Here is a 22,507-nt window from a genome sequence, read left to right as displayed (position 1 = left end):
GGCCGCCGCCACCGGCCCCCGGCCGTCCACCCCGCGGATGCCCGCCGATGACGGCACACCGCAGGGGGTCACACAGGACGCACTACAGGGGACGCACCTGGATGTTGCGGAAACGTACCTTGTTGCCGTGGTCCTGCAGGCGTATCGCTCCCGCCGCGGGCGTCTCGGCCCGGCCGGAGGCGGTCGGCCCGTCGAGCACGAGGTCGTCGTGGATCTTCCTGCCGTTCCACACCACCGTCACCCGTGCGTCGGCGGTCTTCTTTCCCTCCTCGTCGAAACGGGCCGCACGGAAGACCACGTCGTACGTCTGCCACGTCTCCGGCGCCTTCGCCATGTTGGCGTCGGGTGCCTTCTTCAGATAGATGGCTCCGGCCTCGTTGTCGGCGGGCGAGGTGTCGCCGTAGGAGTCGAGGATCTGCAGCTCGTAGCGGTCCTGCAGGAAGATTCCGCTGTTTCCCCGGTCCTGGCCGGTGACGTCCGGTGGCAGCTGGGGGACGCGGAACTCCGCGTGCAGGGCGAAGTCCTGGTAGGCGTCCTTGCTGCGGATGTCGCCGCAGCACACCTCCATCGACTTCTCCTCGCTCAGCGGCCAGGCAGTCCTGCGCCCGTCCGTGTGCTGCCACTGGGCCTGCGACCCGGCCGTCCCGTCGAAGAGCGTCACCTCGGCGCCGTGCGGTCGCACGGTGATCAGGTCGAGGTTCACATGGCCGGTGTCGCCGGCGTCGAACCGGTAGGAGAGGGAGGTGCGGCCGGCGCGCAGCTTCACCTGCTCGGTCCGGGTGGACCAGGAGTCCCAGTCCCCGGTGGACGGGAGCAGGGTCTGCCGGACCTTCCTGCCGTCGGCGTGGAGGGACAGGGACTTGGTGCCCGCGAATGGGTCAGGGCCGTTGGAGTAGCGGAGGTTCACGTCGTACGTGCCGCTCTTCGGGACGGTCACGTCGAACGTCGTGGCGGCCTTGCCCTCGGTGGCGTACCGGTCGACGAAACCGCTGCCCGAGTAGCCGGAGTGGTCGGTGTTGATCCCGGCCGCACCGGTCAGCCGGGCCTCCTCCGCCTCGTACAGGGTGGCGGGCGGCGGCTGCTTTCCGGGCAGGGCGTTGAGCGTGTACCAGGCCTCGGTGCTCCACAGGGCCTCACCGGAGGCCGAGGTGAAGGGGCGCGGGGAACGCACGTGCACCACGTAGCCGGGCTTGAGCCCGTCGGTGCGCAGCCGGACGGTCCGGCCGTCGTCGGAGAGTGTCGCGGAGCGTACGGCGAGCTGTTCCTCGGCGATCTTCGGGCCGCCGTAGTCCTTGGTCGGGGTGTAGCGCCACTGCTCGATGCGGTAGCGCGCGGCGAGTTGTGCGGCGGTCTGCTCGGACACCGGCTGGGTGTACGTCAGGTCGAAGCCGCCCGGGACGGCGCGCATGGACTTGATGTCGAAGGTGTTGCCGCCGTTGGGTGTCAGCTTCTGCAGTCCGAAGCGGAGTTTGCCCTCCTGGCCCCAGTTGCCGTCGGCGCCGAGCCCGCCGGCGTAGATCGCGCCGTCGGGTCCGAGGGTGAGGCGGTTGACGCCGGCCTCCAGACCCTGGGTGTAGCGGAACACCGCGCCCTGGTACTGGCCCTTGACCTTCTCCAGGTAGGCACGCTGGAGGCCGCCGTAGGTGACGTCGCCGATCAGCATCTGGCCCGCGAACCGCCCCTTCTTCAACAACAGCGGCGTCGAGGGCGAGTTGGCGATCTCGTTCTGCGGCAGCCAGAGCACCGGCGCGGTGACGGGGGAGGACTCGAAGGGTCCGGCGGGCTCGGTGTAGTGATTGAAGAAGCGGCCCTGTTTGATCTGGACCAGCTTCGAGGACGGGAGCCAGCCGCCCTGGTTGTCGGTGGTGAACAGGCCGCCCTCCGGGCCCCATCCGATCCCGTTCGGCGTGCGCAGCCCACCCGCGACCGGGCTGATCCGGCCCGTCTTCTTGCTGATCTTGTACGTGGTTCCGCGGTCGGGGGCCGGCTGCGGGGTGGTGGTCGCGCCGCCGTAGTCGATGGCGACGGACAGGTTCACGTAGAAATAGCCCTCGCGGTACAGCAGGCCGAACGCGAACTCGTGGAAGTTGCCCCCGTAGGGCCAGGTGGCGACCGTGCGGTAGGTGTCCGTGACGTCGTCGCCGTCGTCGTCCACCAGCCGCGTCAGCTCGTGCTTCTGCGAGACGTACAGGGACCCGTCGACGTACTTGATGCCCATGGGCTCGCGCAGTCCCTCGGCGACCTTCTTGACGGTGACCTTGTCGCGGCTGGTCCGGCCCGTGACGTTGTCGAGCAGGTACACCTCACCGGCAACGTTGTCACTGCCACCCCAGGTGCTGAGGGCCAGCCGTCCGTCGGGCAGCCAGTCCATGCCACTGACCTGCGGCTCGAAACCCTCGGGCCGCAGATCGGTGAGGTCGAGGTCGGGGCGCACGGAGGTGAGGGGCAGCCCGTCGCCCGGGGAGTCGCCGTTCGCCTCGCACTCCTTGCGCCCCGGCGCCGTCACCCGGACCACACCGGCGTCGGTGCTCAGGGCCTCGCGCGGCACGACGGTGAACTCGCTCTCGCCCGGCGGTTTCCAGGACAGCTGCACCTGCTGCCCGCCGTCGCGTTCGAAGTGATCGACGCGCAGGGGGTGGGGTCCGGCGGTGAGGTGGACGGTGCCGTCCTTCGGTTCGGCGCCGTGCAGACCGTCGTGGTCGATCACCGTCGACCCGTCGAGCGACAGGCGAGAGCCGTCGTCGCTGGTGAGCCGGAACACGTACGATCCGTCGCGCGGGGCGACCAGGTAGCCGGTCGCCTCGGAGACGAACCGGTCCTCGAACCCACCGAAGTCGGCTGCCGTGGACCAGTCGACCGTGGGCATCAGTTTGTCGTGGTTGGGGGTCTGTCCCGGCTTGAGAGTGCACAGCTTGCCGAGCGAGGTCTGGACGTCGTAGACGCGCAGCGTGACGCCCGGCTCCTGCGGTGGGATGTCGGCGGCGGCCGCCGGCGAGTCCTCGGTGACCGTCGGGGCGGGATCCGCCGCGGCCGCCGGGGTGGCGAGGGCGCCACCGGCGAGGAGGGTGGACGTGAGCAGCGCGAGGAAGTGTCTTCGGGCGCGTGGGAAGGGTCGTTGGCGCATTGGTCCTCCTGTGCTGGGGACCGGACCGTGCCGGATCGTTCCGGTCGTTCACGGGGGTGGAGCGCGGTTGCGCCGCAAAGGTAAGAGACTTTCGCTTGTCATGTCCAGACTTTGTCATCGATGTGTTCAAAGTAGGCCGGGCGGACCACATAACGCACTTGACGACCCGTCACCACCACGGCTGTCCGCCGCCGCGCGGGACCGGGGTGTTCAGAAGCCCGCGACGGTGGAACTGATCATGAGAGGGTGCACTGGGACCCGGGAAGCGTTCCGGGAGTGGGCCCGGGGGAGAGGCGGTGACGACACGTGACCGAAGAAGGCGGCCGCGACTGGGTGTGCATGACCCCGGACGACTTCGACCGTGAGGCGCCACCGCGCCCGGAGGTGGACACGCGGATCCCGGCCGAGCTGGACGAGTGCGGTACGGCGCCCCTGTTCGGCGAGGACCCCGCGCCGGCTCGCGCGGGGACCGGCCGGCCCGACGCGCGCCCTCCTCGACAGGTCATGCAGGGAAGGCTGTTCTGAGCTGCGGGTGAGGTGCACCGCGGGTGGGCGCCGATCCGCGGCGCGAGCCGTGTGTCTCCGGATCCCTGAAGGGGCCGGGAGCCGGTGTTGCGGAGAGGAGACCCGGACTCAGGCCCGGCCGATCCGTGCCGCGGCGTCCTCCAGGTCGGCGATGGTGCCCGACATGATCGCCCGTACCTGCGCGGTGACGTCCTGCACGGGCCAGTCCCACCAGGCCACGGCGAGGAGGCGGGCGACGTCGGCGGCGTCGTAGCGGGTGCGGATGAGTCGGGCCGGATTGCCGCCGACGATGCCGTAGTCGGGGACGTCGGCCGTGACCACGGCGCCCGCGGCGATGATCGCGCCGTGACCGATGCGCACGCCGGGCATGACCGTGCTGCCGTGACCGAACCACACGTCGTTGCCCACCACCGTGTCGCCCCGCCCGGGCAGACCGGTGATCAGGTCGAAGTGCTCCGCCCAGGAACCCCCCATCGTGGGGAACGGGAAGGTCGACGGGCCGTCCATGCGGTGGTTGGCGCCGTTCATGATGAACCGCGTGCCGGTGCCCAGCGCGCAGTACTTGCCGATGACGAGGCGCTCGGGACCGTAGTGGTAGAGCACGTTGCGCCGCTCGAACGCCGTGGCGTCGTCCGGATCGTCGTAGTAGGAGAAGTCGCCGACCTCGATCAGCGGCGACGTCACCAGCGGCTTGAGCAGCACCACCCGCGGATGCTCGGGCATGGGGTGGAGCACGGTGGGATCGGCGGGGACCAGCGGCATCGGGAAGGTGGTTCCTCTCGGCAGCCAAGAGCGACAGGTGTCGCCTTGGGATGCTGGCACACCCCTTCACGCCGAACAAACCGGATACGGGCCGCCGATGACCGACCCACCGGGCACGCCGGTGGGCCGCCGCCCGGGCGTCCGCATCGCTCGCGTCCGCGCCCAGGTCCTGGACGCGGTGCGCGCCGAACGCGCCGCAGGCGGACCCTCCGCACTCACCGGCTGAGCGGAGGCGCGCCGGGGACAGGGTGTCCGGGCCCGCGGCGGTCGCGACGCCCCACCGCCCGCGGCACCCGGACGCGCGTCACCCCGGCTCGACGGGAAGCCACAACTCGCAGGTGGCGGTGGTGAAGTCGTCCGCGCGGTCGAGCACGGAGACGACCGACGGTCCCGGCCGCAGGCGCCACGGGTTGGAGGGGAACCACTCGGTGGCGGTGGCCGCCCAGGTCGACTGCAGGGCCTGCGGATGTGGCCCGCTGGTGCGGAAGACCGCCCATCTGCCGGCCGGCACCTCGATGACGTCGAGCCCTTCCGGCACCGGGGTGTCCCGGCTGACGGCGACTCCGTGCAGGTAGGTCAGTTCGGTGCCCTCCCGGCCGTCGGGATCGACGTCGTCGCTGACCTGCAACAAGCCTTCGGGCGCGGTGTTGCCGAGGTCCTTCAGCCGCTGGTGCTCCGACATGGGCAGTGAGGCGATGTGCTCCTGGATGTGCGGGTTGACACCCCGGTGGATGAGCGGCACACGGACGGCGTGTCCGACCAGCCGGAATGCGGGGCGGTCGACGAGGCGGGTCTCCATGGGAGTACTCCCTTCGACGGTCAGGCGGAACCTGAGCTGCGGTTGCGTGCGCAGGGGGCCTCCGTCTCGGCGCACCTCGCCCGGGCCCACGCCGTGGACCGCCCGGAACGCGCGGCCGAACGCCTCGCTCGAGCCGTAGCCGTACCGGACGGCGATGCCCAGCAGGTCCCCCTCGCCCCGGACCACCTCGGCGGCGGCCAGTGTCATGCGCCGCCGCCGCACGTACTCCGACAGCGGCATTCCGGCCAGGGACGAGAACATCCGGCGCAGGTGGTACTCGGTGGTGCCGAGCGACCCGGCCAGCCGGCCGACGTCGAGTTCCTCGGAGAGGTGCTCCTCGACGAGGTCGACGAGCTGGTTGAGTGCCGAGATCATGAGGCCTCCTTTCGCCTCCCACCTTGGCAGCGGGCAGGGGGCCCGCGCCTGATCGCCGAGGACGGGTTCGATCGGATGCCCGGCCCGAGACGCTCGGTGTCCTGCCGAACCGCATCGCGGACGCGTCAGCCCTCCCGGGCGCGCAGCGGCTCGCCGACACTCCTGAGATGCCGCAGCGCGATGCCGTACGACTCGATCAGCCCGGTCTGGTGGTAGGGGACGCCCAGTTCGGCGCAGTACCGCTCGGTGATGAGCTGTGCCCGGGCCAGGGCAGGCGTCGGCATGCTGGGGAAGAGGTGGTGCTCGATCTGGTAGTTGAGCCCGCCCATGAAGACGTCGATCAGCGCACCGCCCCGCACGTTGCGGGAGGTCAGCACCTGGCGGCGCAGGAAGTCCAGCCGGGTTCCCTCCGCGATCATCGGCATGCCCTTGTGATTGGGAGCGAACACCGAGCCGAGATACACCCCGAACAGGCCTTGGTGGACCGCGATGAAAACGAGCGCCTTGACCGGGGAGAGGACCACGAAGAGGCCGCCGAAATACGCCGCGAAATGAGCCACGAGCAGAGTTCCCTCCAGCACCGGCTTCTTCATCGACGGGCTCGCCAGGGACCGGAAGCTGTTGAAACTGAGATTGAGCCCTTCCAGGGTCAGCAACGGGAAGAAGAGCGCGGCCTGGTACTTCCCGACGAAGCCCGCCAATCCCTTCGCCTCGCGCGCCTGCCGGTGCGACCACACGAGGATGTCCGGCGAGACGTCCGGATCCTTGCCCTCGTGGTTGGGGTTGGCGTGGTGCCGGGTGTGCTTGTTCATCCACCACCCGTAGCTCATGCCCAGCAGCAGGTTGGCCACGAACAGTCCGCCCGCTTCGCTGGGCCGGCGACGTGAGAAGACCTGCCGGTGGGCCAGGTCGTGCGCGGCCAGCCCCAGCTGCCCGAAAACGGCGGCCAGGGCGACGGCGACGACCAGCTGGACCCAGCTGTCCCCCAGGGCCACGAACGCGCCGACGCTGCCCGCGAGAGCGGCAGCGACCAGCCCGAAGCGCACCGAATAGTACAGCGGACGCCGCCGGAGAAGTCCGGCCTCGGTTATCTGCCGTGACAGTTCCGAGAAGTCGCTCCCACCCCGCTGCGCGCTTCGGCCGGCTGACGCCGACGGATCGACCGGAAGGACAAGGGAATTCTTCATGCCCTCAGTGTCCGGGCGATTTCCCGCCCGCAGAATGGAGTGCTCCCCCTGATCAAGGTGTAGGTAGCACCACCCTCCCCCTGGGGGAGAGCCGCAGCGCAGGTGTGCACCGCGGCGGGACGCGGTCGGCCTTCCGGCGCGGTCGAGGATTCCTACGGGCTCGGTCCGCGGGACCGCCGTCGGGACCCGGCCCCCACGATCGATAGGCTGCGACCGTGCGCACGGTCGAGTTGCTGCTGGACGAGGGTGCGGAGCGAGCGGTCCGGGAGGCCTGGCGCCGGCTCGCGGACGCGGGGCTGCCCAGCCAGGCGCGCCACCGCTCACCGACCAACAGCCCGCACATCAGCCTGGCCACCTGCCCGGAGCTGACCGCCCCCATCCGCTGGGAGCTGACCGAGGTCGCCGCCACGTTGCCGCTGCTCGCGCGGTGCGCCGGTGTCGTCCGCTTCGAACGGCCCACCTCGGTGCTCGCCTGGGAGCTGGAGCTCGACGCAGCCCTGGTCGCACTGCACCGCCGGGTGTGGGAGGCGGTGGCCGCGGACAGCCCCGCCGACACGCTCAACCCCTTTCACCAGCCGGGGCGATGGGCCCCGCACATCACCCTCGGCCGGACGAGGCGCGCCGGCGCCTTCGCCGACCGGCGGATCCCCGCACTGCTGCCGGCCCCACCCTCGCCGCTGCAACTCACGACCCTGCGCAGCTATGACACCCTGACCGGTGCCCTGGAGGTTCTCGATCCCCATGGCTGATCCGCCGCCCGGGAGGAAGGCAGAGGGCGTGAAGACCGCTGAGGAAGTCCTCGATCCGCCCTTCGAAGCCGTCCTGTGCGACCTCGACGGAGTCCTGCGCTTCTACGACACCACCGAGGTGACGCGCCTGGAGGTGGCTGCCGGGTTGCCGGAGGGCACTACGGAGGCCATCGGTTTCGCTCCGGAGAACGACACGCCCCTGTTGCTCGGGCAGATCACCAGGGAGCAGTGGGCGCGGTCGATCGATCAGGCCCTCGCGTCCCGGGTGCCGGCGGGCGAGGCACGTGCCTTGGCCAAGGCGTTCACGGAAGCCGGCTTCTGGGCTGACGAGGCGGTCGTACGCCTCCTCCGCCGGGCGCGGAGGCTGTGCCCGCTCGTACTCGTCACCAACGCGACGGTGTGGCTCGACGAGGACTTGGCGCTGCTCGGGCTTGCCGACCTCGCGGACGGCGTGATCAACAGTTCGCTCGTCGGAGTCGTGAAGCCGGACCGGCGCATCTACGAGATGGCGGCGGAGAGGGCCGGGGTTCGCCCCGACCGCTGCCTGTTCGTCGACGACCGGGAGGAGAACGTGGCCGCGGCACGCGCGCTGGGGATGACAACCGTGCTGTACCGCACGGTCGAGGACCTGGAGACGGCCCTCGCCGGGCTGATAGGCCGGTGAAGCGGCAGCCGGGCGGGTGCGGCCGTGCTGCCCGCCCGTGACGGACTCGCGTACCGACGTCCTGCCCCCTCCCCGGCCGCGGGCGCCCTCACCCCAGGACGATCGCCACCGCCAGCGCGCCCATCAGGGAGTCGATGCGGTCCAGGAGTCCTCCGGCTCCCGCCAGCCATCGACCGGAGTCCTTGACCCCGGCGCCGCGCTTGACGAGGGACTCCACCAGGTCGCCCGCCGGGCCGCCCACGGCCACCGCCACCGCCGCCTGCCAGCTCCACGCCGACAGCAGGGCGAGTACGGCAAGCCCCGCGGCCGCGCCGCACAGCGTGCCGCTCCACCGCTTGGCCGGGGACAACCGCGACAGCAGCGGCCCGCCCAACCGCTGCCCGGCGAAGTACGCGACCACGTCGGCGATCGACACCGCGGCGAAGAGCGCCAGACCGAGCGCGCCCAGCGGCGCCAGGCCGGCCAGCACCCCCAGCCAGAGCAGGCCGAGCAGACCCGTGCCGAGCCGTCGCAGCCCGTCGTCCGCGTCGCCACTCACCAGGAGCACGGCGACCAGGGCGAGCGCCCCGGCACCCGCCACCCGGCCGACCTGGCCGGGCGCCCACGCGGCGGTGACGATCAGAGCCGGCACCGCCGTCGCCAGCACCGCCCGGTCGGGGCGGGGGAGCCGGGCCAGCGCCCCGAACTCCAGCACCACGACCACCGCGACGACTCCGGCGAGCAGCGCGATCCCGGGCCGCCCCCACCAGAACGCGGCCGTCACCACCGGCACACCCACCGCCCATGCACACCACCGGGTGACCAGCTCCCGTCGCCGCGACGCCCCCACCGCCACGCCACTGACCAGCAGAGCACCGCCCAGCCACGGCGCCAGCGCGGCCACCGAGGTCACCGCCCGGCCCCGACAGCCGACAACGTGCGTTCAAGCGGGGGCAGTTCGCCGAGGGCGGCCCGGTAGGCGCCCACGATGCGGGCGTTCTCGCCGGTGTCGCGGACCGCGACACGCACCGTGCGGCCCTCGTACGCCGGCGAGAGCGGTGACAGGTCCCGCAGGTACACACCGTGCCGTCGGCACTCCGCGACCAGGGACGCGGCGCTCGGCCCGCACCGAGGCAGGGTGAGTGTGAGGAAGTTGGCCACCGACTCCTCGACCGTGACCGAGTCGTCCACAGCGGCCAGGTCCGCCGCGAGACGCGCACGTAACGCGTGCGTGCGCCGCAACCGACCGGCGTAGTAGCCCGGATCGCGCAGCGCCGCCACCGCAGCGAGCTGGGCCGGCAGGCTCACCGCCCACGGTGGCGTCCACCGGCGCAGCTCCGCCGCCGTGCCCGGTTCGGCCACCAGGTACGCGGCCCGCACGCCGGACAGGGCGTACGTCTTCGACATCGAGGTGCAGACCACCACACGCGGGTCCCGCGCGGCGAGCGGGGCGAGGGACTCGGTGGGGTCGACGTACCCGAGATACGCCTCGTCGATCCACCACCGGGTGGCGGCGGGTGCCGCCGCGATCACCGCGGCCAGCTCGCCGGCCGGTGCGTGGCGGCCGGTCGGGTTGTTCGGGTTGACCACGACCACCAGGTCGTACGAGCCGTCCGCGACGACCGCCGACAACCTCCGCGGATCGATACGCCAGTCGTCCTCGCGCCGCAGCCGGAACCGGTCCACGCGGCAGCCGATCACCCGCTCCGTGACGTGGGCGTACTCGCCGTAGCCCGGGTCCATCAGCAGGACCCGGCTCGCCGGCGTCAGCCACCGGCCGAAGGCGCGGAAGATCAGGTCGGAGGAGCCGGAGCCGACGGCGAGCGTCTGCGCGGGCAGGTCGCGGACCGAGGCGAGCTCCGCGAGCAAGCCCTCCGCACCGGTCGGGGGAGAGGTGCGGGCGATCCAGCCGGCGTCCTCGGTGAGCACGGCGTGTGCCGCGGGGGCCGGTGGGAACCAGGCGTCGAGCACATCGGCCGTGACCACCTCGCGACGCCGCTCGAGCGTGCGGAAGTCCGCCCCGATCGCGGCGAACGAGGCCCCGCCGTGCTCACAGCCGTCGGGGCCGGGCGCGAACGGCGTGTCCAGCCGCCAGTCCACGTCGGCCGCCAGGCGCGCGAGGGCCGCCGCGTGCCGTCCTGTCGCCCGGCGGGACAGCTCCGGCACCTCCGCCGTGAGCACCTCGAAGTCGACCGCGCCGCTGCGGACGGTGCGGCCGGCCGGCCGCAGGCCCGCCGCCCGGTACATGCCGATCAGGTCGGAGCGGCCCATGGCCACCACGTGCCGTCCGCCCCGGGAGGCGATCCAGCGCAGCGCCGCGTACATCAGCAGGACGCCCGACGCGCCGAGGCGGGCCTGCGGTTCGACGGTGAGCAGCCGCACCTCGAAGACGCCGGGCCCGTCCAGGAGCGGGAGTTCGGCCCGGGTCAGGTACTTGTCCAGCCCGTACCGTCCCACCCACGGCGGCGTCACGCTCACGAACCCGGCACGGTCCGCGCCGCGCGCCGCGACCAGGTAGACGTTGTCACCGTCCAACCCGTCGACCAGCCGCCCCTCGCTGTTGCGCGGATGCTGTCCGAGCTCCTCCGCGTAGACGCGGTGCCGGAGTTCATGGATCCACACCATGTCGTCGGCGTCTGCGGAGCGCAGGGTGAGGGGACGGCTCATCGGAACCTCTTCGGTCGGGACCAAGGCGGTTCAGTGTGACGTCGGCCGATCTTCGTGGAGCAGGGTAGGACAGCTCGGACCGCCTGAGTACGCGTACTCAGGCGGTGAGCCGCTCGCATGGCCGGAAGCCGTCTGCGTGTTCAGGTCCTGGGCGTGCTGCGCGGGAGTGAGCCCTCCCGGTCGTCAGAAGACCCGTCCACGTCGTGACGCCGTGACCAGTTCGGTCACCGTGGCCAGCTTCCTGCGGGGTCTGCCGTCCGCTCCGCCGCGCTGGCGCTCGGCCCGGTCGATGGCCGCCATGCCCCGCGCGTCGACGAGACGCGGGGCCCGGCGGCGGGCCAGCCGCTGGAAGGATCTCGCCGAGTGGGCGGGCGGCACGAGGACGCCGGCGACGGCGTCGGCGAGCAGGCTGCCGACCGTCTCGGCGGCGCACGCCCGGTTGGCGCCGATGCCCCCGGACGAACCGCGCTTGATCCATCCGACGACGTAGGCGCCCGGCACACCGGCGACCCGGCCCTCGTCGTGCGGAACGGTGCCCGTCGCCTCGTCGAACGGCAGACCGGGTACCGGCGTGCCCCGGTAGCCGATGGCCCGCAGCACGGACGTGGCCGGCACCAGGGCCTGCCCGCGTGCGCCGGTGACGCGCACGGCCCGCACCGCCGCCTCGTCGCTTCCCACGATCTCCGTGGGCGCGGAATGGAAGCGCAGCACGATACGTCGGCCCGCACCGGGCGCCCGCGACCAGTCGACCTCTTCGCGCCGCACCTCCCGCAGCACCGCGGCGATCTCGTGCGGGCCGGCGGCGTCGATGGCACGGCCGATCCGTGGGTCGTGGTCGTCGACGATCAGGTCCACACCGGGCAGGTGTGTCAGGGCGAGCAGTTCCGGCCGCGTGCAGGCGGCGTTCTCCGGGCCCCGGCGGCCCAGGACGACGACCTCGCGCACGGAGGAGTCGCGCAGAGCGCGCAGCGCGTGGTCGGCGATGTCGGTACCGGCGAGCTGTTCGGGGTCGCCGACCAGGATGCGGGCCACGTCCAGGGCGACGTTGCCGTTGCCCACCACGACCACGCGCTCGGCGGACAGGTCGACCGCGTCGGGGGCGACGTCCGGGTGAGCGTTGTACCAGGCGACGAACGTCGTGGCGGACAGGCTGCCCGCCAGATCCTCCCCGGGGAGACCGAGCCGACGATCGGCCGACGCCCCCACCGCGTACACCACCGCGTCGTGGTGGGCGGCGAGTTCCTGCGCCGACACGTGTGCGCCGACCTCCAGCCCCAGCAGCATCCGCACCCGCGGGTGGGCGTGGAAGCGGGCGAAGGTGTCGCCGATCTGCCGGGTCGTCGGATGGTCGGGGGCGACGCCGAACCGTACGAGCCCGCCCGCGACCGGCAGCCGGTCGACGAGGGTGACCTCGGCGTCGGTGTGCAGCAGTAGGTCCTGGGCGGTGTACATGCCGGCCGGCCCCGTGCCGACGACGGCGACACGCAACGGCCGGAAGTCCGCCGGCAGGACCCGGTCGAAGACGGGCCTGTCCCAGACGTGGAAGTTGGGGCTCCCCGCGGGGAGTTCGGGTGCCGGTGCCTCGGCGAAGTAGGCGGCGTTGATGTCTGCGTACGCCTTCTGGGGGCCGGTCAGCCGGTCCACGGGGAAGACGGCGTCCACCGGGCACGCGTCGGCGCACGCGCCGCAGTCGATGCAGGCCCTGGGGTCCACGTACAGCATCTCGGTGCTGCCGAACGCCCGCTCCTGGGGGGTGGGGTGGATGCAGTTGACCGGGCAGACGGCGACGCAGGTGGCATCGGCGCAGCAGGTCTGGGTGATGGCGTAGGTCATGGGTCCGCTCTGCTCGAACGCTGCCGGTGGGTCGGTCAGATCAGGTGCGCACGCCGGTAGAAGGCCAGCGCCGGCTTGGTCAGCAGCCCCGCCGAGGCGAGGAACTCCATCAGGCCGGCGCAGCTGGAGCGCATCATCGCCTTGTGGTGCTCGTTGGCGCGTGCCTCGGCGCGTGCGCGCTCGGGGTCGAGTCCGGCGTTGGCGTAGACGGACTCGTTCACCATGCTCGTGACGATGACGTACGCCGCCACGGCGATCACGAACGCGTGGACGTGCCGGCGGACCGGCCCGGCCTTCGCCAGATGCCGCCGGGTCTCCTCGCGGGCGAACTTCATGTGGCGGGACTCCTCGACCACATGGATGTTGTTGATGGTCCTCACGAACGGCACGACCCGCTCGTCCCGCATCCAGTCGCGCTGCATGACGTCGAGGACTTCCTCGGCGACGAGGATGGCCGCGTAGGCGGCCTCGCCGAACGCCAACGTCTTGAAGGCGCGGCCCAGTTCGAGCGCCAGGCGGCGGGGCCGGTAGGCCGGCGCCCCGAGCTTCCGGGCGCCACGGGCGAACATGATCGAGTGCCGGCACTCGTCCGCGATCTCGGTGAGCGCCCACTGGACCGTCTCGTCGGTCGGGTCCTTGGCGTAGACGTCCCGGAGGATCAGCTGCTGGAGGATCATCTCGAACCAGATGCCGGTGCTGGCCACGGAGGCGGCTTCCTGCCGGGTCAGCTCCTTGCGCTGCGCCTCGGAGAGCTCGTTCCAGTACGACGTGCCGTACAGGGTGCTCCACTCCGGGCTGGCGCCGTGGAAGTCCTTGTCGAGCGGTGTCTCCCAGTCCACCTCGGTCGCGGGGTCGTAGGACAGGGTCGCGGCCGAGTCGAGCAGCCGGCCGGCGACTCCGCCGGTCCGGGTGTCGCCCTCGACTCGGGGCCGGGCCGTGCTGCTTGCCATGCTCTCAACTCCTCAGTCTCGAGTGACGGTCCGTCTCCGTCTGTGGCGCATGCGATCGGGATGTGAGGGCCGTCCGGTGCGCCAGGGCCGCTCCGCCGGGTCCGCGGAGGTGCCGCCGGGCGTGACGCGGCCACGAGGTGACGCGCGGCGGGTTCCACCGCCGGGCCCTCTTGTTAGACGGAATGTATAACAAGGGGCGGCGCTCGGCCTACCCCTCGGTAAGAAGTGGTTCCTCCGGAACGCCTCAGGCGCCGGCCCGTGGCGCGGAGGCGGGCTGCGCCGAAGCTCTGGACTTGCTCAAGAAGCGGTACCGGTCACCCCCGTGCCGGGCATACTGCGGGCAATCCGGGCGCGGCCCGGCGTAAGGGGGACGCTGTGTTGATCGCATTCATGTGGGTGGGTGGGTTCGTCCTGGTGCTCGTCACGCTGGTGACCTGGCTGGTGCGCCGGGCGTGGCACCGCGCCTGGGACGACCTGGGTGCACGGGCGGCGGCGCACGGCTCCGGCGCCGCGGCGCGGCGTGGAGCGTGGCCGACCGGCAGTGGTGCCGGTGCCGCAGGCGGTACGTACGGCGCGTCGACGGCGCACGGCGCCGGGAGCCCGGTCGACGACTGGTCCTGGTGGGCGCCGGGTGGCGGCGACGGCTCGTCCGGCGACGGCTCGTCCGGTGGTTGCTCGGGTGGCGGCTCCTCGTGCGGCAGTTCCTCGTCCTGTGGCTCCGGTTCCTCGTCGTGCGGCAGCAGTTCCTCGTCGTGCGGCAGCAGCTCGTCCTCGTGCAGCAGCAGTTCGTCGTCCTGCAGCAGTTCCTGCTGAGCGCACGCGCTCGCACGCCGCGGCGGCGTTCCGGCGTGGTAGACATGGACCGAAGTGACAATGCCGTTGCGAAGCGGCAGTTCGTTGTCGAGCTGGAGAGTCCATGGTGCGCGAGTTCCCGCTGCTGGTCGCGGACGTGTTCGAGGCCGCGGGGCGGCTGCGCAGGAACGGGGAGGCCATCGCGGCGGCCGAAGGCCAGACCCAGGCGCGGTGGCAGCTGCTCAGCGTGCTGTCCGGCGGGCCGATGACCGCCCCGCAGGCCGCCCGCCGGCTCGGCATCTCCCGGCAGGCCGTCCAGCGGGTCGTCAACGAGCTGCTGGACGACGCCTTGGTGGCGGGCGGGACGAACCCCGACCACAAGACGTCGCCCCTGCTGACGGTGACCGCGACGGGACGGCAGGTGCTCGAACGCATCACGCGGAGGGAGGCGGAGGCGCACGAGCCGCTGACCGCGCTGATCGAGCCCGAGGACCTCGCGACCGCTCGGGCCGTCCTGCGCACCGTCAACCAGTACCTGCGCGACGATGCCGACCCTGCCCGCTGACCGAGACTCCGGCGCGCCGCGGAAGTGACCGCCGGGGGCCCGGAGTTGGCGTCCACGGCAGGCGTGCGGCCGGTGCCGATCACGGCATGCGCGCCGCCGGTGCGAACAGGCCCTCCGGGTCGTACGCCGCACGGATGCCCTCGAGGCGCCCCTCGTGCGAGCCGAAGACCGCGCCGCGCAGGTCGCCGGCGTCCTCGCCGAGCCCGGCGAAGTTGACGTACGCGCCCCCGCTGGAGAACGGCTTCATCGCGTCCCAGGCCGAGCGCGCCCACCCGATCGCCGCCTCGTCCATCGCCGGGTCCTGCCAGCCCGCGTCGATGCTGACGTTGAAGCGTGCCGACCGGTGCGCGAACGCGCTGTCGTCCGGATCCACGTCGGCCACAGCACCGCCGAGGGTCCGAACGACGATCAGGCTCTCCGGAGTGGGCCGGCGGGAGTCCCAGTCGAGCAGCGTCCGGATGGCCTCGTCCGTCAGCTCCTCCATGAAGTGGGACTTCATGAAGTAGCGTTCGCCGTCGGGGAACCGCCAGGTGTTCGCGCCCTGGAGCATGACGTACGGCAGAGTCCCGCTCAAGTCCATCAGCGGTGGCCCCAGTTGCCGCTGCGGCGCCAGCGCGGCGGTGGCCCCGTCACCCGGAGGCCCGCCGTACACGGCGCCCACCATCACGCAGTTCGTCCGGTGCAGCTCCTGGGGGATCGCGGGGTCGGCGGGGACACTCCAGAGCAGCAGCTCCGGCGTGACCGTCCCGGGCGCGGTGTACGTGGCGTCCCGCCAGGCCCGCAGCACGTCCTCGGCATGCTCGTACGGGTGGAGGACCAGCACCCCTGCCACCTCCGGGCCGAGGGCGTGGAGCCCGAACTCGAAGGACGTCACGACCCCGAGGCCGCGTCCTCCGCCGCGCAACGCCCAGTAGAGGTCGGGTTCTTCCTCCCGGTCCACGGTGCGCACCGTGCCGTCCGCGGTGACGATCTCCATCGAACGGACGCTGTCGCAGCTCAATCCGAACGTCCGCATCACGAAGCCGAAACCGCCGCCGAGCGTGAGGCCCGCGACCCCCGTCGCCGAGATCTCCCCACCAGGCGTGAACAATTCGTGCAGCTGCGTCTCACGGTCCAGTTCGCCCCACGTCACACCGGCCTGGGCGCGCGCCGTGCGGGCCGACGGGTCGACGTGCACGCCCTTCATGTGTGACAGGTCGATCACCAGGCCGTCGTCGCACACGGCGCTGCCGGCGACCTGGTGCCCGCCGCCGCGGATGCTCACGACCGGCCGGTGCTCGCGTGCGGCCGCCACCGCCGCGACCACGTCGGCTGTCCCACTGCACCTGGCCACCACAGCGGGCCGGCGGTCGATCAACCCGTTCCACACGGTGCGCGCCTCGTCGTAACCGGGATGGCTGCGGTCGATCACCTCGCCGCGGAGCGAGGAGCGGAGCCGTTCGGTCAGTGCGTGCTCATGCGCGTGTTCCTGTGTGTGCTCGCTCGCCATGGGTCTCACCTCTCCCGGCGTGGGTGCGAGCTGCTCCGTGTCCCAACCTAAGCCGGGGCGGTGGCCGGCGCATCGCGGCGTGGGAGCTCCCGGCCGGCTCGCCTTCTATTGACAACAAGTTGTCGCTATCGCAACATGATGTCGTCAGTGGAACAGTCAAGCAAGGACCGGCCATGCCGAAGATCGACCTCTACCGAAACGTGCACCTGGGACAGCGCGCCCGGCTGTTCGCCCTCGCGACCGAGCTGGGGGCGGCCGACATCACCCAGGTCGGCGTCGCGGCCGACCTGGCGGAGCAGTGCCTGGCGATGACCGGGGAACTCCGGGAGCACGCCGATCACGAGGACGCCTACATCCACGAGCTCCTGCGTGCCTGCGCGCCGGAGGCGGCCGACGCCCTGGACGCCGAGCACATCCGTCTCGACGCCACTTTCACGGGCCTGGACGAGCGCGCCCGCGCGCTCCCCGCGACACCGTCCGAGGCGCTGCCGGAAGCGCAGCACCAGCTCTATCTGGCGCTCAACGAAATGATCAGCGCCTACCTCGCGCATCTCCACCTGGAAGAGACCGTCGCCATGCCCGCGCTGTGGCAGGCCGTCGACGACGACGAGCTCGGAGCCGTCTTCGCGGCGTTCCAGGCCTCCCGTACGCCCGAGCAGTCCGCGGCCGACCTGCGCAAGATGCTGCCCGCCCTGCCGCCGGCCACGCGCGCCGCGATCATGCGCGGTGTCCTGAAGGCCGCTCCCGGCCCGGCCGGCAGCACGCTGGCGCACCTCAGCAGCACCCTCACATCCGCCCAGCGCCAGAGGCTCTACAGCGACCTCGATGTCCCCGAGGCAGGGGCCCTGCCCCACGGACCGTGAACGGGGCAGCCGGGCGGTGTGCTGCGAACGAGCCGCCCTGTGAGCTCACCGGATCACCTGGAGGGACGGCAGCGGCCTTTCCCACCCGCCGGTCATCCCGGTGAGGGCGTGACGGGCCAATTGCCGTACCAGGCTCCACCCAACGTCATCTCCCAGCGCGCTCCGCGTCCACCGCTCGGCGTGTTGTTGGCCGCTCATGCCGGCGAACACCGCGTCGATCTCCCGGAGTGCGTCGACGACGGACTCGCTGATCTGCCGGTGCTCCGCCAGCCGGCCGGACACCCTGAAGGCGTGCTCGAAGTCGAGGGCGATCTCGTCCGCGTCCACACGGTGCCGGTCGAGCCAGGCGGTCTGGGTCGGAGCATCGGCCGCCACCACGGACAGGGCGTCGGTCAAGAGCCCTGTCACGGCTGCCAGGTCGGGTGTCTTCACGGCCTGATCGTCGCATGCGACCAGCTCGTAGGGCGTACGCGGTCTCGCGGGAGAGCTCAGTGCTCGCAGAGGGAGAACTCCCGCTCGTAGAGCTGCTCGTTGTGTTCGTCGACGAAGAACTTGCGTTCCCGCATGAGTTCTTCGCGAAAGGCCTTGGCCTGGTCGAGCGTCATGGTGGAGGTGCCGGACCACGGCTGCTGCGGGGGCACGTCGGACGTAGAGGCGATCCTCTCCGACGGATCGACCAGGAAGAACGCGAGAATTTTGCGGTGACCCGGCCGTGCGGGGTCCTTCAGGCGGAACGAGCCGACGCGGTGCTGCAGGATGTTCGGAAACGCCAGGCAGCGGCCGGCCGGGGTCGGCGCCGATCCGAGCACCTGGTTCAGCGCGTCCTCGTCCTCCAGGCCGTAGACCTCGCGCAGGCCGTTGTCGTCGTTCTGCTCGTAGTCCGGGTCGTCGAGTGCCGTGCGGAAACTCAGCCGGCTCTCGGTGATGTTCTCGCTGTCCCAGTAGTAGATGCCGGTCGAGACGATCCGTTCGTTCAGCATCCCCTCCACATGCCAGGAGCCGCCGGGATACTCGGGCTTCTCCGGGGTGAGATGCAGCGTGGCGAGCTTGACGATGACCTGGAGGCGACGACCGCGCAGGTCCACTCGTGCGGACTCGTCGGGCACCGCGGGCGGTGTGAAGGAGGGGGCGTCCGGAACGACCGGACGGCGGTTCTCCCACCATGCGTCAAGGGCGAGCTGCCACGCACGGTAGGCCTCCGTGTAGGCCGCTTCGTCACGGTAGGAAGCCTTGTCCGGATACACGGGCTCCGAGTCGTACCAACCGTACGGATCGGCTTCGATCCGCAGGGGGCGCGGATGCCGCAGGTCGGTGAGCACGTTCTCCCACAGCGGTCGCATCCGGGCGAACAACTCCGGCAGGACGGCGGCCAGTTCCCGGTGCTTCTCGGGGTGCACGTTGTTGACGTAGGAGCGGAAGGTGACGTCACCCTCGTCACTGACGTCGACGTCCGTGGGCAGCCATTGGAAGCGTTCGGAGAACTCGTGCTTAGAGTAGCGGTCCGTCGGGTTCCGCCAAGCCCGCTCCGGTGCGGGGCTCACACCCTTCACCAGGCAGAACAGCGAAGGATGCACGAGGTCCAGCACCTGCTCGTCCGATCCCGGATGCCAGTCCAGCTCTGCCTCGGGAACGTCCTCCACCACCCTGACGGCGTCGCGCAGACGCGCTCGGAGGGCGTCGTCTATCAGTGTGTCCGACTGCCACACCCCGTCCACGGCGGCCACTTCGATGCCCGTTCGCTCGTCGCGCAGCGCGGCGTAGTGCGCGAGTTCCGCGATGACGAAACCGACCTGCGCTTCGGTCAGCCCCTGGGCGACCGCTTCCCGCGTCCACTGCGCGACGATGCCCGGATCGTTCGTCTTGCCGACCCACCCCGGTTTCGCCCGGATGTGAGCGCTGCACTCCATCATCTGCAGCTCCCGTACCGTCCGGGGCCGTGCGAACGCCAGGGAACGGGATGCGTGGAAGGGCAGCGGGAACGGGGACGAGCTGGACACGTTCTTCGGTCCTCCGGGTCGGTGTGAGGTGGCGGGAAGACTACGTCAGCGCACTGACATCGCCGGACTCGCAGCCCGCCCAACGAGTTGAACGCGTTCAAAAGCTCTGCCGGTATGAGTCGGGCCGGCGTGCTGCTCACCCGGCGGGGGAGGAACCACTGCCATGACCAGTTCGCTGCTGACACCGAGAAGACGCGCGCCCATCGACGCCCCACGGGACGTGACCGGGAGCACGGCGCCGACGGCCATTCTCGACTGGACGGATGACCGTGTCGCCACACTGCTCCGCTGCATCGACACGGCGACACCGCGCCCGGAGCGAGAAGTCGGCTCCGGGGCCGGTGCCCGGATCGACATGCTCCGGCGAGCGCACGGTGTGATCACCGGCGCGGTGCGTCCCGTCTACTCCGTGCAGGACGAGCGACCGGTGTCCGAGGTGCTCGGCCGGGGCCGAGGCTCGTGCAGCCAGCGGCTCGCGGTCCTGGAGGCGGTCGCCAGGGCCAGCGGGACCGCGACCCGGGTGCGGGGCCTGCTGGTGGACGGGGCGTTCTGGTACCCGCGTTTCCCGCGCATGCGGCGGATCGTGCCCGATCGTGTCGTGCTGGCCTGGCCGGAGTTCCTCGTCGGGGCGGAGGACGAGGCGGAGGACGAGGCGGAGGACGGGGCGGCTCCGGACGGTACAGGTGAGGACGGAGGGATGCGCCAGGGGTGGCTGACGGCGTCCGAGATCTTCGGTGACCTGAGCCGTTCGAGCAGGCGGGCCGACGGCGGTTTCACCAACAGTGGACCGGAGACGCTGTTCGAGGCGCTGTCCCGGACGGCCGTCGACTGGGACGGGGTCACCGTCTGCCCGACCGGGGCGGCCACCGGCGGTACCGCACCCGGGGCCCCCGGGAGCAGGACCGGCGATGACGTCACCGTGAAGGGCTGCGACCTGTCCGCCCATGTCCTGGCAGACCTTGGTCGTTTCGACTCACGCGACGCGCTCTTCGCCCAGCACGGCCAGACCCTCTGTTCCCCGGCCAGGCTGCTGGCCGAGCCGGTCCTCGGACGCTGGGCCGCAAGGGCTCGGAGCTGAGACCGCGGCTGCCGACGGTGGCAGCGCAGCGGACGGTCCGGGCCCTTCACCTCCCCGCGTCAGCGTCACCCGCACGGGGCTTGCGGATGGGAAAGTCTCAGCACGCCGTCCACGGTCCGCCCGGTGCGCGCCTCCCGGGCGAGCGCGGCCAGCCGCTCCAACAGGCTGTGCCCTTCGCACAGTACGGTCTCGTGGCCGCCGTAGGACTGCAGGTTGATCACCGCGGCTTCCACATGACGGATCTCGCCGACCAGCATCGGGACGCCCTCGGCGCCGGATGCCGACGCGGCCTCGGCCCGGGCGTGGAGGACGGGGAGCAGCTCCGCCCCGCTGGCGTTGCGGATCGTCTGCGCGTCCGCGCCGCCGTCCGTCTCCAGACGTTGTCCGGCGTGCTCGATCACCCGGGTGAGGATCTGGAAGTCGGCCCGGGCGAGTTCGAACGCCAGGTCGTCCGTCTCTGCTCGTGGTGCGGGTGCAGACTCTTTCCGTCGCCGCCCCCAAGGCATAGCTGGCCCCCATTCGATCAACCAAGGCGGTGCCCACCGACCGGCAGACGGAGTGGCACACCACGCCACCGCTGCCCGCCGAAGCCTCCCGATCGCGCCGGCCGACGCTGCGATGCTCGACCTCTGCGCTCCAACCGGTCATTTCGCGACGGTCGTACGAAGGCAGAGCGACAGGAACGATCGTGAGTAACCGCGCACACAGTACTGCGCCGTGCGGGAAAACGCTTGTCACAGGGACCTCCAACGACGGGAGCCACCGCGTAGAGCCCACTACTGTCGACCCATGGTGATCAATTTCGGCCGGCAGCTCGCCCTCGGTGTTCCCGCCGCGGAGGCGCGATTGCGCTTCGAGGAGGAGCGGCGGGGGAGCGGTGCCGGCCCGGGACGCCGCTTGCTGGTGGTCGACGGCGCGCCGGCCTTCGAACTCAGCGCCTGGTGCGGAACGTGCCCTCTGCTGTTCCGCCGACTGGACACCGCACGGCAGACGTTGTCGTCGGAGCGCGTGAGGCAGCGGCTCGCCGGGACACTGTCCGACCCGGTCGACAGCGGCGTGATCGATGTGTTCGCGGCCTTGTTGCCGCAGGGGAAGTACCTTCCGATGCTGCTCCGCGTGAACCCCCGTCTTGTGGTCCCCGGGCAGGACGGGGACTACTTCAGCGGGGAACAGGTGACCACGTGGGGGCTGGACCGGTTCTGGGGCTTGCCCGAGTATCCGCACACGCCGTACTACCGGACTTTCGAAACCGCGGTCGACCCCTCCGCGCACCTCTACGAGTTCGTCGTGCCCATGGTTCCGCCGACCTGGAACGAGAGGGAGCGCGTTGAGGAGTACGTCACGCTCATGATGCGGGGGCACGTACCGACTGCTGTCGCGGTGTCGACACTGGACGTGTGCGAACCCGCCGTCGGCATGCCGGACGACCATCACCGGCACTGGGGGCTGACGCACTTCCTCCTCGACGGCCATCACAAAGCGGAGGCCGCGGCCAGGGCCGGCCGGCCCGTGCAACTCCTCTCGCTCCTGGCCCTGGACGGGAGCCTGGCCGGAGCCGAGGAGTGTGCCCGACTGCCTGGTATTCGTGCTCAAGAGCGCTCGGCGAGGACAGCGGGTACGTGACGGGCAGCGGCAGGCGCCCTGCGAGGCGGGGGCGTCCCGACGGGTCTGCGACGATGGCGCCATGGACGAGGAAGTCATCCCCATTCTGCGCGTCGAGGACGCCGCGGCGGCGGTCGCCCGGTACGCGCGGCTCGGCTTCTCCCACCAGTGGGAGCACCGCTTCGAGCCGGGACTCCCCGCGTTCGTCGAGGTGGCCCGGGGCGGGATGCGGCTGTTCCTGTCGGAGCACCGCGGCGACGCCCGGCCCGGCACGCTGGTCTACCTCCGCGTGCGGGATGTCGACACCCTCGCCCGAGAGTTCGGTGTGACGGTGAGCGACGCGGCGTGGGCGCGTGAGATCGAGCTGCGGGACCCCGACGGCAACCGGCTGCGGATCGGCACGCCCACCGGATGACGGACCGCGGGCGGCGCACGGACGTGGGGACGCGGCCCGGTTCCCGGGACCGCGCCGCGTGGTCGCTCCGCACGCCGGGGCAGGTGTGCCGG

Annotated in this window: 21 protein-coding genes and 1 pseudogene; 10 read left to right on the top strand and 12 right to left on the bottom strand. The window is 71.4% G+C overall.

Going from position 1 to position 22,507, the window contains the following annotated elements:
- Positions 1-82: 82 nt before the first annotated feature.
- A complete protein-coding gene (locus tag ACZ4M5_RS17220) occupies positions 83-3,124 on the bottom strand; it encodes a 3-keto-alpha-glucoside-1,2-lyase-like domain-containing protein (RefSeq protein ID WP_467737569.1) in 3,042 nt (1,013 codons plus the stop codon).
- Between the two features lie 306 nt (positions 3,125-3,430).
- Between ACZ4M5_RS17220 and ACZ4M5_RS17215 the strand changes: the two genes are divergently transcribed.
- Positions 3,431-3,649: a hypothetical protein gene (locus tag ACZ4M5_RS17215; protein WP_467737567.1), complete on the top strand. Its 219-nt coding sequence runs from the start codon at positions 3,431-3,433 to the stop codon at positions 3,647-3,649.
- A 108-nt stretch (positions 3,650-3,757) separates the two neighbouring features.
- Here ACZ4M5_RS17215 and ACZ4M5_RS17210 read toward each other — a convergent pair whose 3' ends face one another.
- Positions 3,758-4,411 carry a CatB-related O-acetyltransferase gene (locus tag ACZ4M5_RS17210; protein ID WP_467737565.1) on the bottom strand — a complete coding sequence of 218 codons (654 nt, stop codon included), beginning with the start codon at positions 4,409-4,411 and terminating at the stop codon, positions 3,758-3,760.
- Positions 4,412-4,508: 97 nt separating this feature from the next.
- On the opposite strand from ACZ4M5_RS17210, the gene ACZ4M5_RS17205 reads away from it, so the two are divergent.
- On the top strand, positions 4,509-4,637 hold the full coding sequence (locus tag ACZ4M5_RS17205; protein ID WP_467737563.1) for a hypothetical protein: 129 nt from the start codon (positions 4,509-4,511) through the stop codon (positions 4,635-4,637).
- Positions 4,638-4,715: 78 nt separating this feature from the next.
- Here the strand turns inward: ACZ4M5_RS17205 and ACZ4M5_RS17200 are convergent, their stop codons facing one another.
- Positions 4,716-5,585: an AraC family transcriptional regulator gene (locus tag ACZ4M5_RS17200; protein ID WP_467737561.1), complete on the bottom strand. Its 870-nt coding sequence runs from the start codon at positions 5,583-5,585 to the stop codon at positions 4,716-4,718.
- A 125-nt stretch (positions 5,586-5,710) separates the two neighbouring features.
- Entirely contained in the window at positions 5,711-6,772 is a 1,062-nt protein-coding gene (locus tag ACZ4M5_RS17195; RefSeq protein WP_467737559.1) for a fatty acid desaturase family protein, read from the bottom strand.
- A 215-nt stretch (positions 6,773-6,987) separates the two neighbouring features.
- On the opposite strand from ACZ4M5_RS17195, the gene ACZ4M5_RS17190 reads away from it, so the two are divergent.
- On the top strand, positions 6,988-7,521 hold the full coding sequence (locus tag ACZ4M5_RS17190; protein ID WP_467737557.1) for a 2'-5' RNA ligase family protein: 534 nt from the start codon (positions 6,988-6,990) through the stop codon (positions 7,519-7,521).
- Positions 7,522-7,549: 28 nt separating this feature from the next.
- A complete protein-coding gene (locus ACZ4M5_RS17185) occupies positions 7,550-8,185 on the top strand; it encodes an HAD-IA family hydrolase (protein WP_467737555.1) in 636 nt (211 codons plus the stop codon).
- An 88-nt stretch (positions 8,186-8,273) separates the two neighbouring features.
- On the opposite strand, the gene ACZ4M5_RS17180 is transcribed toward ACZ4M5_RS17185, so the two are convergent.
- The 4 genes from ACZ4M5_RS17180 to ACZ4M5_RS17165 all read right to left on the bottom strand — a co-directional run bounded on the left by ACZ4M5_RS17180 (position 8,274) and on the right by ACZ4M5_RS17165 (position 13,614).
- On the bottom strand, positions 8,274-9,077 hold the full coding sequence (locus ACZ4M5_RS17180) for a phosphatidate cytidylyltransferase (protein ID WP_467737553.1): 804 nt from the start codon (positions 9,075-9,077) through the stop codon (positions 8,274-8,276).
- Positions 9,074-10,831, bottom strand: a complete 1,758-nt coding sequence (locus ACZ4M5_RS17175) for an aminotransferase class I/II-fold pyridoxal phosphate-dependent enzyme (RefSeq protein WP_467737551.1) — start codon at positions 10,829-10,831, stop codon at positions 9,074-9,076. Before ACZ4M5_RS17175 ends, ACZ4M5_RS17180 begins: the two co-directional genes overlap by 4 nt.
- Before the next feature lie 183 nt (positions 10,832-11,014).
- Positions 11,015-12,664, bottom strand: coding sequence for an FAD-dependent oxidoreductase (locus tag ACZ4M5_RS17170; RefSeq protein ID WP_467737550.1), 1,650 nt, complete (start codon positions 12,662-12,664; stop codon positions 11,015-11,017).
- A 35-nt stretch (positions 12,665-12,699) separates the two neighbouring features.
- Entirely contained in the window at positions 12,700-13,614 is a 915-nt protein-coding gene (locus ACZ4M5_RS17165; RefSeq protein ID WP_467737548.1) for an AurF N-oxygenase family protein, read from the bottom strand.
- A gap of 375 nt (positions 13,615-13,989) precedes the next feature.
- Here ACZ4M5_RS17165 and ACZ4M5_RS17160 point away from each other — a divergent pair, with 375 nt between their 5' ends.
- Positions 13,990-14,427: a hypothetical protein gene (locus ACZ4M5_RS17160; RefSeq protein WP_467737546.1), complete on the top strand. Its 438-nt coding sequence runs from the start codon at positions 13,990-13,992 to the stop codon at positions 14,425-14,427.
- Between the two features lie 103 nt (positions 14,428-14,530).
- A complete protein-coding gene (locus ACZ4M5_RS17155) occupies positions 14,531-14,971 on the top strand; it encodes a MarR family winged helix-turn-helix transcriptional regulator (protein WP_467737544.1) in 441 nt (146 codons plus the stop codon).
- 79 nt (positions 14,972-15,050) lie between these two features.
- Here the strand turns inward: ACZ4M5_RS17155 and ACZ4M5_RS17150 are convergent, their stop codons facing one another.
- Complete coding sequence (locus ACZ4M5_RS17150; protein ID WP_467737542.1) at positions 15,051-16,460, bottom strand: FAD-binding oxidoreductase; 1,410 nt, start codon at positions 16,458-16,460, stop codon at positions 15,051-15,053.
- Between the two features lie 173 nt (positions 16,461-16,633).
- Between ACZ4M5_RS17150 and ACZ4M5_RS17145 the strand changes: the two genes are divergently transcribed.
- Positions 16,634-17,323 (top strand): hemerythrin domain-containing protein, encoded by a 690-nt coding sequence (locus ACZ4M5_RS17145; protein ID WP_467737540.1) that lies wholly within the window; start codon positions 16,634-16,636, stop codon positions 17,321-17,323.
- 45 nt (positions 17,324-17,368) lie between these two features.
- On the opposite strand, the gene ACZ4M5_RS17140 is transcribed toward ACZ4M5_RS17145, so the two are convergent.
- Both ACZ4M5_RS17140 and ACZ4M5_RS17135 read right to left on the bottom strand, forming a co-directional pair.
- The gene (locus tag ACZ4M5_RS17140; RefSeq protein ID WP_467737538.1) at positions 17,369-17,755 is read right to left on the bottom strand and encodes a hypothetical protein; all 387 of its coding nucleotides are present in this window, start codon (positions 17,753-17,755) and stop codon (positions 17,369-17,371) included.
- A 56-nt stretch (positions 17,756-17,811) separates the two neighbouring features.
- Positions 17,812-19,329: pseudogene (locus tag ACZ4M5_RS17135) on the bottom strand (DUF4246 domain-containing protein); the annotation flags it as partial.
- Between the two features lie 154 nt (positions 19,330-19,483).
- On the opposite strand from ACZ4M5_RS17135, the gene ACZ4M5_RS17130 reads away from it, so the two are divergent.
- On the top strand, positions 19,484-20,398 hold the full coding sequence (locus ACZ4M5_RS17130; RefSeq protein WP_467737536.1) for a transglutaminase domain-containing protein: 915 nt from the start codon (positions 19,484-19,486) through the stop codon (positions 20,396-20,398).
- A gap of 65 nt (positions 20,399-20,463) precedes the next feature.
- On the opposite strand, the gene ACZ4M5_RS17125 is transcribed toward ACZ4M5_RS17130, so the two are convergent.
- Positions 20,464-20,799 carry a hypothetical protein gene (locus tag ACZ4M5_RS17125; RefSeq protein WP_467737534.1) on the bottom strand — a complete coding sequence of 112 codons (336 nt, stop codon included), beginning with the start codon at positions 20,797-20,799 and terminating at the stop codon, positions 20,464-20,466.
- 388 nt (positions 20,800-21,187) lie between these two features.
- Here ACZ4M5_RS17125 and ACZ4M5_RS17120 point away from each other — a divergent pair, with 388 nt between their 5' ends.
- A complete protein-coding gene (locus ACZ4M5_RS17120) occupies positions 21,188-22,021 on the top strand; it encodes a hypothetical protein (RefSeq protein WP_467737532.1) in 834 nt (277 codons plus the stop codon).
- Positions 22,022-22,082: 61 nt separating this feature from the next.
- Positions 22,083-22,415, top strand: coding sequence for a glyoxalase superfamily protein (locus ACZ4M5_RS17115; RefSeq protein ID WP_467737530.1), 333 nt, complete (start codon positions 22,083-22,085; stop codon positions 22,413-22,415).
- Positions 22,416-22,507: the final 92 nt, after the last annotated feature.

The organism is Streptomyces sp. NPDC026246 (assembly GCF_055567995.1).
The sequence above is the reverse complement of the archived record's forward strand: the minus strand, read 5'-3'. Positions and strand labels throughout refer to the sequence as shown.

What these genes read in the sequence shown, in the direction of transcription:
- ACZ4M5_RS17145 (WP_467737540.1), top strand. Translation starts at nt 16,634, where the DNA reads ATGCCGAAGATCGACCTCTACCGAAACGTGCACCTGGGACAGCGCGCC.
- ACZ4M5_RS17165 (WP_467737548.1), bottom strand. Translation starts at nt 13,614, where the DNA reads ATGGCAAGCAGCACGGCCCGGCCCCGAGTCGAGGGCGACACCCGGACC.
- ACZ4M5_RS17155 (WP_467737544.1), top strand. Translation starts at nt 14,531, where the DNA reads ATGGTGCGCGAGTTCCCGCTGCTGGTCGCGGACGTGTTCGAGGCCGCG.
- ACZ4M5_RS17170 (WP_467737550.1), bottom strand. Translation starts at nt 12,664, where the DNA reads ATGACCTACGCCATCACCCAGACCTGCTGCGCCGATGCCACCTGCGTC.
- ACZ4M5_RS17130 (WP_467737536.1), top strand. Translation starts at nt 19,484, where the DNA reads ATGACCAGTTCGCTGCTGACACCGAGAAGACGCGCGCCCATCGACGCC.
- ACZ4M5_RS17210 (WP_467737565.1), bottom strand. Translation starts at nt 4,411, where the DNA reads ATGCCGCTGGTCCCCGCCGATCCCACCGTGCTCCACCCCATGCCCGAG.
- ACZ4M5_RS17150 (WP_467737542.1), bottom strand. Translation starts at nt 16,460, where the DNA reads ATGGCGAGCGAGCACACACAGGAACACGCGCATGAGCACGCACTGACC.
- ACZ4M5_RS17200 (WP_467737561.1), bottom strand. Translation starts at nt 5,585, where the DNA reads ATGATCTCGGCACTCAACCAGCTCGTCGACCTCGTCGAGGAGCACCTC.
- ACZ4M5_RS17220 (WP_467737569.1), bottom strand. Translation starts at nt 3,124, where the DNA reads ATGCGCCAACGACCCTTCCCACGCGCCCGAAGACACTTCCTCGCGCTG.
- ACZ4M5_RS17195 (WP_467737559.1), bottom strand. Translation starts at nt 6,772, where the DNA reads ATGAAGAATTCCCTTGTCCTTCCGGTCGATCCGTCGGCGTCAGCCGGC.
- ACZ4M5_RS17115 (WP_467737530.1), top strand. Translation starts at nt 22,083, where the DNA reads ATGGACGAGGAAGTCATCCCCATTCTGCGCGTCGAGGACGCCGCGGCG.
- ACZ4M5_RS17205 (WP_467737563.1), top strand. Translation starts at nt 4,509, where the DNA reads ATGACCGACCCACCGGGCACGCCGGTGGGCCGCCGCCCGGGCGTCCGC.
- ACZ4M5_RS17175 (WP_467737551.1), bottom strand. Translation starts at nt 10,831, where the DNA reads ATGAGCCGTCCCCTCACCCTGCGCTCCGCAGACGCCGACGACATGGTG.
- ACZ4M5_RS17120 (WP_467737532.1), top strand. Translation starts at nt 21,188, where the DNA reads ATGGTGATCAATTTCGGCCGGCAGCTCGCCCTCGGTGTTCCCGCCGCG.